Source organism: Pseudomonas brassicacearum, from assembly GCF_003732265.1.
GTDB lineage: Bacteria > Pseudomonadota > Gammaproteobacteria > Pseudomonadales > Pseudomonadaceae > Aquipseudomonas > Aquipseudomonas brassicacearum_D.
The window spans coordinates 84,819-99,492 of the sequence record NZ_MOBK01000005.1 but is presented as its reverse complement, the minus strand read 5'-3'; the positions used below and the strand labels follow the sequence as shown (position 1 = coordinate 99,492).

9 protein-coding genes are annotated in these 14,674 nt (G+C 61.6%); 5 read left to right on the top strand and 4 right to left on the bottom strand.

Annotation, left to right across the window (positions count from 1 at the left end):
- Position 1: 1 nt before the first annotated feature.
- The 4 genes from BK660_RS11530 to BK660_RS11515 are packed head-to-tail and all read right to left on the bottom strand — an operon-like array spanning position 2 to position 7,739.
- Positions 2–4,567, bottom strand: a complete 4,566-nt coding sequence (locus BK660_RS11530; protein WP_123433397.1) for an alpha-2-macroglobulin family protein — start codon at positions 4,565–4,567, stop codon at positions 2–4.
- The gene (locus BK660_RS11525; protein ID WP_123433396.1) at positions 4,564–5,214 is read right to left on the bottom strand and encodes a DUF1175 domain-containing protein; all 651 of its coding nucleotides are present in this window, start codon (positions 5,212–5,214) and stop codon (positions 4,564–4,566) included. The genes BK660_RS11530 and BK660_RS11525 overlap by 4 nt, the downstream gene beginning before the upstream one ends.
- A complete protein-coding gene (locus BK660_RS11520; RefSeq protein ID WP_123433395.1) occupies positions 5,199–6,911 on the bottom strand; it encodes a DUF2138 domain-containing protein in 1,713 nt (570 codons plus the stop codon). The genes BK660_RS11525 and BK660_RS11520 overlap by 16 nt, the downstream gene beginning before the upstream one ends.
- 36 nt (positions 6,912–6,947) lie before the next feature.
- Positions 6,948–7,739, bottom strand: a complete 792-nt coding sequence (locus BK660_RS11515; RefSeq protein ID WP_123433394.1) for a YfaP family protein — start codon at positions 7,737–7,739, stop codon at positions 6,948–6,950.
- 278 nt (positions 7,740–8,017) lie between these two features.
- On the opposite strand from BK660_RS11515, the gene BK660_RS11510 reads away from it, so the two are divergent.
- From BK660_RS11510 to BK660_RS11485, 5 genes are all read left to right on the top strand, one after another.
- Positions 8,018–9,163 (top strand): Fic family protein, encoded by a 1,146-nt coding sequence (locus tag BK660_RS11510; RefSeq protein WP_123433393.1) that lies wholly within the window; start codon positions 8,018–8,020, stop codon positions 9,161–9,163.
- Between the two features lie 258 nt (positions 9,164–9,421).
- The gene (locus BK660_RS11505) at positions 9,422–9,664 is read left to right on the top strand and encodes an exodeoxyribonuclease VII small subunit (RefSeq protein ID WP_007894317.1); all 243 of its coding nucleotides are present in this window, start codon (positions 9,422–9,424) and stop codon (positions 9,662–9,664) included.
- Positions 9,661–10,548, top strand: a complete 888-nt coding sequence (ispA, locus tag BK660_RS11500; RefSeq protein WP_123433392.1) for a (2E,6E)-farnesyl diphosphate synthase — start codon at positions 9,661–9,663, stop codon at positions 10,546–10,548. Before BK660_RS11505 ends, ispA begins: the two co-directional genes overlap by 4 nt.
- A 92-nt stretch (positions 10,549–10,640) precedes the next feature.
- On the top strand, positions 10,641–12,539 hold the full coding sequence (dxs, locus tag BK660_RS11495; RefSeq protein WP_123433391.1) for a 1-deoxy-D-xylulose-5-phosphate synthase: 1,899 nt from the start codon (positions 10,641–10,643) through the stop codon (positions 12,537–12,539).
- Between the two features lie 157 nt (positions 12,540–12,696).
- Positions 12,697–14,580, top strand: coding sequence for a TonB-dependent receptor domain-containing protein (locus BK660_RS11485; RefSeq protein ID WP_123433390.1), 1,884 nt, complete (start codon positions 12,697–12,699; stop codon positions 14,578–14,580).
- Positions 14,581–14,674: the final 94 nt, after the last annotated feature.

Genomic DNA, 14,674 nt, shown 5'->3' with positions numbered 1-14,674 from the left:
GTCAGTTGACCGTGACCTGACCGAGGGCCGGCTTCTGTTCCTGCGCTTGATGTTGTGGCGCATAAACCTGCGTGAAACGTACCGGCGGCAGGTTGAACTGGCCCTTCTGCGAGAAGCGCACCAGATGACGCAAACGCAATTCACCGCTCAAGGCATCCACCGGAATCGCATATGCCATCTGACCCGGCTCAAAACGCGCCTTCTCCAACGCCGTCGGTTCCGTGCCAGCCTTGCCCATCAGCTTGATGCCCCACGTCGTGCGCTCGACATCCGCGCCCGGTGGCAGCGGCACTTCGAGCATGCCGTAGCGCAGCGGTTTCGCGGCTTTGCTGGTGATGATCACTTCGTCCAGATACAGGCTGTCGCTGGACAACGGCTGGGTGCCGACCGCCTCCAGTTTGAAGGTGAAGGCTTCGTCACCCGGCACCAGACGCGACAGGCGACGGGTGATGGTCACGGCCATCGGATCAACCGCCGGTTGCCGGGTCTGGAAGCTCAGCGCGGCGCGCAATGGCCGCTCTTGCGTCCCGGCCAGTGACAACACCGCTGGCACCGACGGAGAACCCTGCCACGTCCAGTACATCTCACCGGTATCGCCGTACTGTTTCTTCCAGCCTTCACCCGGCGCCAGCGCGATGGTTGGCGAAGCTTGTTCGATGCTGCGCTGCAACCAGGTCAGCGCCAAAGCGCGTTCCAGCGTCGATTGCTGTGGGAGCAAGCGTTGCAGCAAGGCTTGAGCGTGGGCCTGATCGAAGGGTTGCAGCGACAGGTTCAGCGCTTCGGCGAACGGCTGCGAGCTGACCGCCAGACGCTGTTGCGCATCCGCCAGTTGACGAGTGAAAGCCTCCGGCAACGCCACCTTGGACTGACGCGCCAGCGATGCGGTCAACACGCGGGCAGCGGCCAGACCGAGCGCCGAATCCGGATCGCTCATGACGATGCTGTCTTCGCCATCCTCCATCAGGTTCGCGGCATTACCCTCGCCTGCTTTCGCCAGGTCGTCCATCAAGCCGCTGAGCAAAGTATTCACTGGCAACTGCATCTGTTTGGCGAACGACAGGATCAGCGCACGCTGCAACAGCGGCGTGTTCTGGGCCTGTTTCGAATACACCTCCAGCACCCGCTGCCAATGCTCCGGCGGCAAGCTCAGCTCCAGCACTTTGCTGGCGTTCCAGTCGGCGTAATAGGCGTAAGCCGTAAGGAAGGCATCCGGCTCGCCCTCCATGCCCCACCAAGTGAAGCTCGCGGACGGCCCGGCCATTTGCACCAGGCGCAGACGGCTGTTTTGCATGATCAGGCGCAAGCGATCGCGGATTTGCGGGTTCGAGGCCAGCGTCGGATAGGCGATGCTCAGCGGCAGCAAACGACTGGCGGTCTGCTCGACGCCGCCGTACGGATAGCTCAGCAGATCATCCAGTGCCGAACGGAACAGCGCTTGCGGACTGTCATCCAGACGCAGGCGGATATCCGTCGCATCTGCCGGCAAGCTCAGCGGCGTATCACCACTGGCCACGTCCAGACTTTGGCTTTGCGTGACCTGCCAACCTTCGCCGGTGGCAGTCAGGCGCACGGCCAGCGCGTCAGCGGTTTTGCCGTCCTGCACCAGTTCGGCGGTCCACTCGCCACTGGCCAACGAGAACTCAGGCAACGCGATGTAGTTGATGCCGTTGTTCAGGGTCACTGGCACACGCTGATCGGCGCCGCCGACATGAATCACCAGCTCCGCCTTGACCGGTTTCTCGGCCTGACTGAAGGCGAACACCCCGAGACTCGGCTTGTCGCCGCTGCGGAATTTGGTCGGGCCGCTCCACTTCAAGTACAGCGGTTTTTCCGACCGCACGAACTGCTTCTTCTGCCCGACCTGCCCGTCATCGGCGATGGCCCGGGCGGTGATGCGCCAGCGGGTCAGCGAGTCCGGCATCTTGAAGGTGAAGCGGGTTTTGCCGTTGGCATCAGTCACCAGTTCCGGTTGCCACGCGGCGGTGTCGACGTCTTCACGACGCGGCCGCTCCAGCACTTTCACTCCGCGTTCGCTGCGGTTGGCTTTGCCCGGCGCGCCAGGACTGCCCGGCAGCGCCACGTCGTAGCTGATGAACGACAGGCTGGCGCTGGTGCGCACGTTGTTGCGCCGTGGGTGGTAGAAGAACTGGTCGATGCTCGGCGCGACTTCCGGTTGCAGCGCATAGACCATTTCGTCGACCACGCTGACGGTCAGGTGCGCCGGAATCGGCTTGCCGGCGAACTGCGTGGTCAGGTCGACCGACACGGTCTCGCCCGGTTGATACGCCTCTTTATCGGTGGCAATGGCCACGTCGATTTGCGGCGCAACAACCTTGATCCCGGCGTTCTGGAAGCTGTATTGACCACCCTTGGTGTAGAGCACGGAGAAGGTCAGGTTCGGCGCGAAATTGTCCTTCACCGGGATGCGCGCGCGGTATTGGGTGTCGCTGAGTTTCTCCATCTTCAGCCAGTCGCCGCCCTTGGACAGCAGCGCGGTGGCCTCGACCTTGTCACGCTCAAGCGACAGCAATGCATCGCTGATCGGCTCCGGGAAAGTGATCAGCGCCAGGGCTTCATCACCGGCCTTGTACTCGGGTTTATCGAGGACGATTTCCACGGTGCCCGGCACGGCTTTGACGCCATCGCCAGTGACCGAATGACCGGTCGCACCGACCACGCGACCATGGTCGTCCTTCAACGTCAGGTTGTAAGTACCCGGACGCTCGAAGGCCACGGTGAAGCCTTTATCTTTGGCGGTCAGTTTGCCGTCGCCAGTGGTCTGATCTTCCAGACGCACCCAGCTGTAGCTGCTCGGCGTCACGGTTTTGCTCTGCTCAAAGGCGCCTTCATTGACGTAGCTGAACGCAACCTTGTCGCCCACTGCACTGAACCGCTGCGGCGCACTCAGGCTGAAACTCGCCGCGCCACGGTCGATGAGGATTTCCTTGGTGGTCTTGACCCGATACGCCGCGCCATCGCTGGCGAAGACGGTGAGCATGTAGCGGCTCGGTTTCTCGGCGGCCGGCAGGTCGAGGGTCGCATTGCCCTTGGCGTCGGTGGTCAGTTCGGTGCTGGTGAGTTCCACCGGGAATTGCCCGAGGTATTGCAGTTCGTTGTCGACCATCGACAGTTGCTGGGCGCGCAGGCTCAGGCTCAACTTGGCATTGGCCACCGGTTTGCCGTCCGGGTACAGCAGCACCAGACTGCCCTTCACCGGTTCGCCGGTGCGGTAATCCTGCTTGGCCAGGTTCAGCGAAATTTCGAAGTGCGGCTTGATGTATTCGGCCACACGGAAGGCGCTGCTGTAGGCCTGATCCTTGTAGCTGAAACGCAGTTCATAACCGCCCGCTACCGCATTGTCCGGCAACTGGAATCGGCCTTGGGTGCCGGCCTTGGAATCCAGTTTCAGCGCAAGCGATTGCAGCGCCGTGCCGGTGGCATCGAGCACGGTCACGTTAACGTCGGCCGCAGTCGGCGCGACGGAATCCCGGGCATTCTTGAACTCGCGCCCGACGATTTTCAGCGACACCCAATCCCCCGGCCGGTACAGCGGCCGGTCGGTGAAGGCGTAAAGTTTGGTGTCGTAGATTTCGCTGTCGTAGTAGAAGTTTTCGGAGACAAACACCCCGCCCTCTTCGTCCTCGCCGATCACGAACGAACGCTCCGGGCTGACGTGTTTCAGACGCAGCAAACCATCGCTATCGGTGGCACCGCTGCTCATCACGCCGAGGCCATCGGTCCACAACACATTCACTTTCGGCACCGAACTGCCTTCGTGTTTGCGCGCCGCCCAGACCACCAGTTCATCACCGGCGATCTTGCTCACGGCCACGGTGTTCGAGACAAACACCATGGTCGTTGCGCGGTATTTACCGATCAGCGCTTCCACCAGGTACAGACCCGGTTTCAGGTTGCCCAACGGGATGTAGACGTTACCCGGCGCGACGCTGACAAACTCGCTGGAAGAGCCAGCCAGATTCACACCCTCAGGCGGCTGGATCGGTTTGGCTTGCCACAGCGGATAGCGGAATTGACTGACCACCGGCAGGCCCGGGATCAGGGCGAATTGCGGCTGAGCGTCGTAAGGCGTTGGCGCAGCAATCGCGGTGCCCATCTTCAGTTCCGGCACTTCCTCGGTGACTTGTTGACGGGACTCGTAGGAAAACGCCCGCTGCATCACGCGACGGGATTTGCGGTACCAGTTGTCCCACAGGTACGCGAGGGTATTCGACAGGCCTTCGCCCTTGAACTGGCCATCGCTGACCACGCGGTGCAGGTTCTTCTGGCGCTTGAGGAAATCCAGCGGCTTGTCGATGCGGTACACGCGAATGTCGGCGCCGCCGTAAGGCTCCATGCGGAAGCGACGATAGTCACGGCCCGGCGCTTCGAGGCGCACCATCGCCTGTTCGTCGCTGGCGAAACTGCTGTCGGCCAGCAGGAAAAAGCTTTCACCGGCCACCGGCGTGTAGCCGCTCGGCTCGACGGTGTCTTCGGCGTTGACCGCCGAAAACGGCAGCAGCAAAACCAACAGCAGAGGCAGAAAACGCACCATGCGGGCACCGATCATTGGGAGAGAAAATTCAGTCGATAGACGCCGATGAAGTTGGGGTTGGCTGCGTCGGGTATCCATCGGGTGTCCTTCCATGTCATGAGTTGCTGCAGGCTCGCGGATCGCATGCCGTTGTCAGTGGGGGTGGTGGTGCCGGTGTGATAGGCGATGTAACGGCCCATCCAGATCATCAGGTGCTGGTCGTCGCCCTGATCGAAAAACATCAGGTCGCCGGGCCGGGCTTGCGCCACGTCTCGACTCACCAGATGGCTGTTGAACTGAATCAGTTTGATCGCGTTGACGTACGGCCCGACCTTGCCGCCGCCCTGTTGCCACTGCTGGGCGAGACCGCGTTGTGCCTCGCTCAATGGCAGTTCCGGCGGCAGGTAGCGATTGGACAGGCCGTTGCTGCGCAGCCACTTATCGTCATGGACTTTCAACGCTTCGTTGGCGGCGAACCGCACCAGACCGGCGCAGTCCTGCTGATACCAGCGCGGGCTCGGGCCTTGGGTCAGTTGCTCCTGGGCGATGCGCACGAACCAGGCGCGAAACACCTGGGACTGCTGCGGATCCAGCGGCGCTGCCTCAGTGGCAAAGGCGCGACTGCCCAGCAACATCGCCAGCAGGCCGAGGCTGCGGATGAGTGCGGTCACAGGGCTTTCCATTCCAGCGGCAGCCATTGCCAATGCCCGTCGGGTTCGCTGCCTTCGGGCAAGGTCAGGGCGTATTTGCCATAACCGCCGAGCTTGCGCAGTTTCGGGATCAGGTAGGTTTGCGCGGCGTTGTAAAACACCGGCTCCATGTCCTGCGGCAGGCTGTCGAGGGTTTCCTGTTGCATCAGTTGCGCCATCGCATCCGGGCCGAAATAGACCGGCATCAGCAGGTCTTTCGGCACCACGTCGGCCATCGGCGGGAAGCGCTTGTCGAGGGTGCCGAGGGCCTTGTCCACGAGTTTGTCGTCAAGGGAAAACAGCAACGTCGAGCCGTGACGGGCCAGGCTGACTTTCATGAAGGCCTTGCCGGAGATCGCGTCCGGATCTTCAGCGTCCTTGGCTTTGTAAGGGCCGAAGTTGGAGCTGACCTGACGCTGCCATTGGTGAGTCGGGCCATCCTGTTTCTCGATCACCGGGAACGCGTGTTCTTCGACATTGGGCTCATAGGCGCCGACCATCGATCCGAACAAGCTGCCGAGGTCGCCATCGAGTTTCGCGCTGTCCTTGTCGTTCAGGCTGGCCACCAGCAACGGTGTGTACAGACGCGAATCGGCGTACCAGCACAGGCCCGCCGCGCCGGCCATGTGTTCGGTCAACGCCTGGGCCACCGGCTCTTCGGCGCCGAGTTTCACCAGTAACGGCTTCTGCTGTTCAGCCGCCAGCGGCAAGGCCACGCAAGCACTGGCGCCCATCGGCATGGCTTGCCAGATCGGTTTGAAATCGAAGTCCGGCTGATCGTCCAGCTCATCCATGGCGAGAAAGCTGTGCCAGCCCTTGTCGTCCATGTCAAAGCGCAGCCCGGCGAAATTCGGGATGAAGCGCTGGTAACCCATGGCCAACACGCTGGAATTGACCGACAGGCGTTGTTTCACTTCCGGCGCGCGCGGTGGCAGGCCGAAGGCTTCAGGAAACAGTTTGTCGCCGTTGAGCAATGCGGCGATGGCCGTGGTCGAGACACTGCCGCGTTCATCGCTCGGGCCGCTGCTCGGGTCGTAGAGTTTGGCGGGATTGGACAGCACCACCAGTTTGTCGCCATGGGAGGCGAACACCAACGCCTTGCTGTTGTTGTAGGTCAGCTGATACAGCGCCACGTCGTCGGCACCGACTTTCACAACACTGAGTTGGGTCAACTGCGAATCGTCCAACGCCACTTTGGCCAGCGGTTCCAGCACCTTGGCCAAACCACCGCGATCCATCACCAACAGGAAATCCTTGAGCCGGCCATCCGCCCCACGCCACAGCGCCACGTCGGCGGGTTGATCGAAAAGTTGCTCGATCAGGCTGTCCTGCAATTTCAGGTCATGTTCGTAGATGATCCGCCGCAGACTGCCGATCAAGCCGAGGCGATCGACGTGCGCTTCGTAATAGAAGACGAAATCTTCGGTCAGGGTTTCCTTGAGGAACGGCACCGCCAGCAGGTCCTTGGGCAATTGGCTCAAGGAATGGGTTTCGAGCAGACCGTCCGGCCGGCTCATGCCCAGTTTGTCGCTGGCCAATTGCGCCGGTGGCGCCTTGGGTTTGTGCATGAACCACCCCAACCCGCCCGCGACGCCGGCCACCAGGGCCAGGCCGACCAGCAGCGCCGGCCAGCGGCGAGGAGTTTTGGCGGCCGGTTTTTCGGCAGCCGGAGATACAGTGTTATCGCTCATGTTCACAACGCCCAATTCATCCGTGGTGCGGGATGCTTAATAGTTGAAAGTCTTGACCAGCAGCAGGTCACCGATGGCCCGCAGGGGCACGATGAAGGTCTCGCGTTTTTCGTCGACGGTGTTTTCGTTGAGCACCAGGTTGATTTGCGAGGTGATGACCTCGTTCTGGTTGCTGGTCTCATCGAAGTTATAGCCTTCGCTGCCGAAGTTGCCCCAATAGTTCACGTAAACCAGATAGGTGCCATGCAGCGGCGCGGTCATGGTGAACATTTCCGGGCCGGGGCCATCGACGCCGTCCGGGTCGAGGCCGCCACCATTGGTCAACGCCGTGTGGGCGAAAAACGCATGCTGGCCGTCGGGGGTGATGATGTGCAGGTCGAGCTCGGCTTTCGGGTCGTCCCAACCGAGCACCACGCGAATCCGTGCCGGCGTGCGCAGGTCGTTGGCTTCATAGAATTGAACGCGCTTGAGCGACTTGCCTTCGGCACTGCGCACTTCGACGCTGTTGGAGCCGGCGCCAAACGCGTACGGCCGGGCGAAACGCCCTTCGTCGTCGGTGTACAGATTCAGTGGATTACCGTTGACCGCGAGGGTGTGCGGCCCGCGTTGCGTGCCGATGGCCTTGAGCTGGCCTTCGATCATCGTGCGATTGCGCTGCACACCGCGGTCGATGGGCGGCGTGGGGTAGGCGACTTGCGGGTTTTCGCTGCGATCGAGCAGGCCGTTATAGCGCCAGCCGCCGACCGGTTCCGACAGCTCAGCCGTCGGCTCGGCCCAGGCAGCGCTCGCGCAGACCAGCCCCATCAACAGCAAAAGAAGTGAACGCATGTGACGCCTCCTGCCATGCATAACGAAACCTTGCGCCCGATCCTCGGCGCGTTACAGATCCAAATACTGCGTTTCGTCAGAAAGACCCGTGACTATTGGGTCGTAGAAGGCGCGAAGGTTAGCGATTCGGCAGTTTTTTAACAATCGGATACCTCTTGATTTGCTGTCGGCATCACGAAGAAGTGGCGGTGTGAGCCGAATAGCGACCTTATTCGGCTCACAAGATGAGCCGAATAAGGCTATTATTCGGCTCATTCACTCTGGAGTTACCCGTGGTCATGGCACCTCACTGGATTTGGCAACAGCCCGACTGGCCGAATTTCACCTGGCAATCCGAACGCCTGACGCCGCTATTGCGTGAGTGCGTACAGGCGCAAGGCCGGTTAATGGGCATGGCCAGTTCCGTGGATAGCTCACTCAGCGCGCAGAGCGAACTGGATGCACTCTTACAAAACATCGTGACGTCTTCAGCCATCGAGGGTGAGCAGCTCAATGTGGGCTCGGTCCGCTCATCGCTGGCGCGGCGCCTGGGTCTGGAGGTCGTCGATGGCGATAAAGTCAGCCAACGCAGCGAAGGGCTGGCGCAGTTGATGCTCGACGTCACGCAACGCTTTGCACAACCGCTGACTCTGCCGCGATTGCTGGAATGGCATACATGGCTGTTTCCAGATCAGGACATGAATTTCGGCGCCCGCTCGATCCATGTCGGCGAGTTGCGTGGCGATGAACCGATGCAGGTGGTGTCCGGGCGGCTGGACAAACCGACCATTCACTTCGAAGCACCGCCACGCCTTGGGCTTGAACAGCAGCTCGATACATTTCTTGCCTGGTTTGCAGCCAGCCAGAAGCAGGACGGGCTCGACCCATTGCTGCGGGCCGGCATCGCGCACTTCTGGTTCGTCACCCTGCACCCTTTTGACGACGGCAATGGTCGCCTCACGCGAACCATCACCGATCTGGCGCTGGCTCAGGGAGAGGCACAGGCCATCCGCTTCTATGCAATGTCGGCGAGCATCCTTGAGGATCGCTCCGGGTATTACCGAGTGCTGGAAACCAGCCAGAAAAGCACCACGGATATCACCGAGTGGCTGCAATGGTTTCTGCAAATCCTGCTGCGCAGCATGCAGCAGGCCATGACACGGATCGAAGCGGTACTGGGCAAGGCGCGCTTCTGGCAGGCGCACCGGGAGGCAAAACTGTCAGCCGAGCAGATCAAGGTACTGAATCGCTTGCTGGACGGTGGGGAGCGAGGCTTCGTGGACGGGATCAGCGCGGCTCAATATCAAGCGGTGGCAAAAGTATCGAAAGCCACCGCGACCCGTCATTTGGCGGAGTTGCTGGAGAAGGGTTGCCTGCAACGCCTGCCCGGCGGTGGGCGTAGTACACGGTATCAAGTCCGCTATCCAGATGACTCAACGCTATAACTGCTTCAACACACACCTGTGGTGAGGGGGCCTGCTCCCGCTCGGCTGCGAAGCAGTCGTAAATCGCTGATGCGGTATGCCTGACGAAACGCAGTGTCTGTGTAAGGGGCCGCTTCGCGCCCCAGCGGGAGCAAGCTCCCTCGCCACAATGTTTGCTGCTGCCCCGGAATTACGGCTCCAGACGTCCCCGCTCATTTGCCCATAACCCCCATGTCTGCTAGTGTCGCGCCGGTTTAACGACAACCGGAAATAGCCGCCATGGCCCGCAAAAAAGCTGCACTGGATTTCGAACAATCTCTCGCTGACCTGCAAACGCTGGTAGAGCGTCTGGAGAACGGCGAACTGTCGCTGGAAGACTCGCTGACGGCTTTCGAGCAAGGCATCGGTCTGACCCGCGATTGCCAGGCGGCGCTGGCCCAGGCCGAGCAAAAGGTTCAAGTGCTGCTCGAGCGTGATGGCGAGTTGGCCGAGGAACCCTTCGACGCGGATCAGCCAGAATGATTGCAGCGTATTCGGCGACCAGCCAGGCCCGTGTCAACGCGGCCCTGGAAACCCTGTTCAACGCACCCAGCCCCGAGCTCGCCCGCCTCTATGAAGCCATGCGCTACAGCGTGATGAATGGCGGCAAGCGCGTACGTCCGCTGCTGGCTTACGCGGCGTGCGAAGCGCTGGGCGGCAAGGCTGAACACGCCAACGGCGCGGCCTGTGCAGTGGAGCTGATTCACGCGTATTCCCTGGTACACGACGATTTGCCGGCCATGGATGACGACGATCTGCGTCGCGGCCAGCCGACCACGCACAAGAAATTCGATGAAGCCTGCGCCATCCTCGCTGGCGACGGTTTGCAGAGCCTGGCGTTCAGCGCCCTGCTCGACCCGCGCCTGAACGGAGCGGACGCCGAGATCCGCCTGCAGATGGTCAGCGCCCTGGCCGTCGCGGCGGGCCCGGCGGGCATGGTCGGCGGTCAAGCCATCGACCTCGGTTCGGTCGGCCTCAAGCTCGATCAAAAAGCCCTTGAGTACATGCACCGGCACAAGACCGGCGCGCTGATTGAAGTCAGCGTCAAACTCGGCGCCCTGGCCAGCGGCCGCGCGGAGAAGGACGAACTGAAAGCCTTGCAGACTTATGCACAGGCCATCGGCCTGGCGTTTCAGGTGCAGGACGACATTCTCGACGTTGAAAGCGATACCGAAACCCTCGGCAAACGCCAGGGTGCCGACATCGCTCGCGACAAACCTACCTACCCGGCCCTGCTCGGCCTCGACGCGGCCAAGGCTTACGCCCTGGAACTGCGCGATCAGGCCCTGCATGCGCTGCGACCGTTTGACGCGGCCGCCGAGCCCTTGCGCGACCTGGCCCGCTACATCGTCGACCGGCGTAGCTGACAGCGTATCGGCCAAGTTAAAAGCAACGCGTGGGCAGGGGGCGATGCATCAGGTAAACTGCCGCATCTTTTATACCTATAACGATTCGCCTGATGCCCACGACGTTTCATGAGATTCCCCGCAAGCGCCCGACCACGCCCCTGCTCGACCGTGCCAACACGCCGGACGGCCTGCGCCGGTTAGGCGAAGCCGAGCTGGAAACCCTGGCCGATGAGTTGCGCCTGGAATTGCTCTACACGGTCGGTCAGACCGGCGGGCATTTCGGTGCCGGCCTGGGCGTCATCGAGCTGACCATCGCGTTGCATTACGTCTTCGACACCCCGGACGACCGGCTGGTGTGGGACGTGGGTCATCAGGCTTATCCGCACAAAATCCTCACCGGCCGTCGCGAGCGCATGGGCACCCTGCGCCAGAAGGACGGCGTCGCCGCCTTCCCGCGTCGTTCCGAGAGCGAGTACGACACCTTTGGCGTCGGCCACTCCAGCACCTCGATCAGCGCTGCGCTGGGCATGGCCATTGCCGCCCGCCTGCAAAACAGTGATCGTAAGGCCATTGCCGTGATCGGCGACGGCGCGTTGACCGCCGGCATGGCCTTCGAAGCGCTGAATCACGCGCCGGAAGTGAACGCCAACATGCTGGTGATCCTCAACGACAACGACATGTCGATCTCGCGCAACGTCGGCGGCCTGTCGAATTACCTGGCGAAGATCCTTTCCAGCCGCACTTACGCCAGCATGCGCGAGGGCAGCAAAAAGGTCTTGTCGCGCCTGCCCGGCGCCTGGGAAATCGCCCGCCGCACTGAAGAATACGCAAAAGGCATGCTGGTTCCCGGCACGCTGTTCGAAGAGCTGGGCTGGAACTACATCGGCCCGATCGACGGCCACGACCTGCCGACCCTGATCGCGACGTTGCGCAACATGCGCGACCTCAAAGGCCCGCAGTTCCTGCACGTCGTCACCAAGAAAGGCAAAGGCTTCGCCCCGGCGGAAGTCGATCCGATCGGCTACCACGCGATCACCAAGCTCGAACCGCTGGACGCACCGGCCGCCGCCCCGAAAAAGGCCAGCGGACCGAAGTATTCCGGTGTGTTCGGCGAATGGCTGTGCGACATGGCCGCGTCCGATCCGCGTCTGGTGGGTATCACCCCGGCGATGAAGGAAGGCTCCGACCTGGTGGCGTTCAGCGAGCGTTTCCCGCTGCGCTACTTCGACGTGGCGATTGCCGAGCAACACGCTGTGACCCTCGCCGCCGGCATGGCCTGCGAAGGCGCAAAACCGGTGGTGGCGATTTATTCGACGTTCCTGCAACGCGGCTACGACCAACTGATTCATGACGTCGCGGTGCAAAACCTCGACGTGCTGTTCGCCATCGACCGCGCCGGCCTGGTGGGCGAAGACGGCCCGACTCACGCGGGCAGCTTCGACCTGTCGTTCCTGCGCTGCATCCCCGGCATGCTGGTGATGACCCCGAGCGACGAAAACGAACTGCGCAAAATGCTCACCACCGGTCACCTCTACAACGGCCCGGCAGCGGTGCGTTATCCGCGCGGTGCGGGTCCGAATGCGACTATCGAGAAAGACCTGCAACCGATCGAAATCGGCAAAGGCATCGTGCGTCGCCAGGGCAGCAAAGTCGCCTTGCTGGTGTTCGGCGTGCAATTGGCCGAGGCGCTGAAAGTCGCCGAGACACTGGACGCGACGGTGGTCGACATGCGTTTCGTCAAACCGCTGGATGAAGCGCTGGTGCGCGACATCGCCGGCAGCCACGAGCTGCTGGTGACCGTCGAAGAAAACGCGATCATGGGCGGTGCCGGCGGCGCGGTCAGCGAATTCCTCGCCCGAGAGAACATCCTCAAGTCGGTGCTGCACCTGGGCTTGCCTGACTTCTACGTCGAACACGCCAAGCCTGCGCAGATGCTGGCCGAGTGTGGGCTGGACGAGGCCGGGATTGAAGCGGCGGTGCGTGAGCGCTTGCAACTGCTGAACCGCTAAACACACTCTCCCTGTGGGAGCGGGCTTGCCCGCGAAGAGGCCGTCACATCCAACATCAATGTTGATTGTGCCGACGCCTTCGCGGGCAAGCCCGCTCCCACAGTGTTTTGTGGACCTATCAAAATTGTGTTCGCAAGAACGATCCAACGGACTACCGATGAAACTCTCCCCCTTCGCCCTGACGCTGACCCTGTTGCCAGCCGGTCAACTGCTGGCCGACACCTTCGAACGCGATCAAGCGTTGAAACTGCCCGACGTGCTGATCACCGCCAACCGTCAGGTCGAAGCGCGCAACGACAGCAGCGCCGCCAACACGGTGTTCACCCGCGAAGACATCGACCGCCTGCAACCAAACAGCGTCACCGACCTGCTCAACCGGGTGCCGGGCGTGCAAGTCGCGCAGACCGGTGGGCGCGGCAGTCTGCCGGGGGTTTACATTCGCGGCACCCAGTCGGCGCAAAGCCTCGTACTGGTTGATGGCCAGCGCATCGGCAATTCGACCTCGGGCGACAGTAACCTGCAGCACATCAACATCGAACAGGTCGAGCGCGTGGAAGTGTTGCGCGGCTCCCGTTCGGTGATTTATGGCAGCGATGCGATTGGCGGGGTGATTCAGATCTTCACCCGCCGTGGCGACGAGCAAGGCCTGCAAGCGCGGATGCATGTGGGATTTGGCAGCAACCAGACCTGGGAGCGCAGTCTTGGGCTGTCCGGCGGCGACGACAAAACCCGCTTCAACCTCGGCGCCAGCCTCAATGAAACTGCCGGGATCAATCGTACGCACGAGTCGTACCCCAGCGACAGCGATCACGATGAATACCGCAACCAATCGGTCAGTTTCAGCGTCAGTCACGCGCTGACCGATGACCTGGAAATCGGCGCAAACGTGCTGGATAACCGGGGCAAAAGCGAGTTCGACAACCCGTTCGGGCGCTTCGACACGACCACCTTCGAGTCCGTGCAGCAGCAGCCTTACAGCGATTTCGAGGTGAGCAGCGTCAGCAGTTACGTCGATGCGCGGGTCAACGATGTCTGGAAGACCCGCGTCGAATTCGGCCACAGCGAAAACCGCGAGAAGACCCTCGACAAGCTCAGCGATGAACGCAGCGTCTTCAACACCTACCGCGACTCGGTGAACTGGCAGAACGACCTGACGCTCAACGACCGCAATAGCCTGCTCCTGGGCGGCGACTGGTACGAAGACCGGATCAACAGCAGCACAGCATTTGATGAAGACAGCCGCTGGAACCGCGCGGCATTTATCCAGCATCGCTATCGGGCGGACAGTTTCTCCACTGAGCTGGGCCTGCGCCACGACGACAACCAGCAGTTTGGCGGCCAGGACAGCTGGAGTGGCACCCTCACCTTGCCGGTGAACCCGGACAACGACGTGCTGCTGACCTACAGCGAAGGCTTCCGTGCACCGACTTTCAATGACCTGTACTACCCAGACTTCAGCAACCCGGATTTGAAACCTGAAACGTCGAAAAGCTATGAACTGCAATGGCGCAGCCAGCTGACTGAAAACAGTCGCCTGGAAGCGTCGCTGTACCGCACCGACCTTGAAGACGCGATTATTTTTGGCAGCAACTCGCGGCCAGAGAACGTGGCGTCGGCGCGGATCAACGGTTTCGAAGCTGCACTGAAGCAGGAACTGTTCGGCTGGCAGAGCAACCTTGGCGTGGCGATCATCGACCCGCGCGACCGCGATACCGGCCATACCCTGGCCCGTCGTGCACGGCGGACATTGAGCCTGGACCTGGATCGACAATTTGATCGCCTGGGCCTTGGTGCCAGTTGGCAAGCGGTCAGCAGCAGCTATGACGACCTGAACAATCAACAGCCGTTGGGGGGTTACGCCTTGTTGGGGTTGCGCAGTAGCTGGGCGCTCGACCGTGAGATCAAGCTGGAGCTGAAGCTCGATAACCTGCTGGATAAAGGCTATAGCCGGGCGCTGTATAGCCATGATGGCAGTGAGTATGGGTATCGCGAGGAAGGTCGGGCGTTGATGTTCGGGGTGACCTGGACACCCGGGATCTGATCTGAAATTTGTGGTGCTTGGGCTGGCCTCTTCGCGAGCAAGCCCGCTCCCACATTGGATCTGCGTTGCACACAAACTGGATGTCTGAACACCA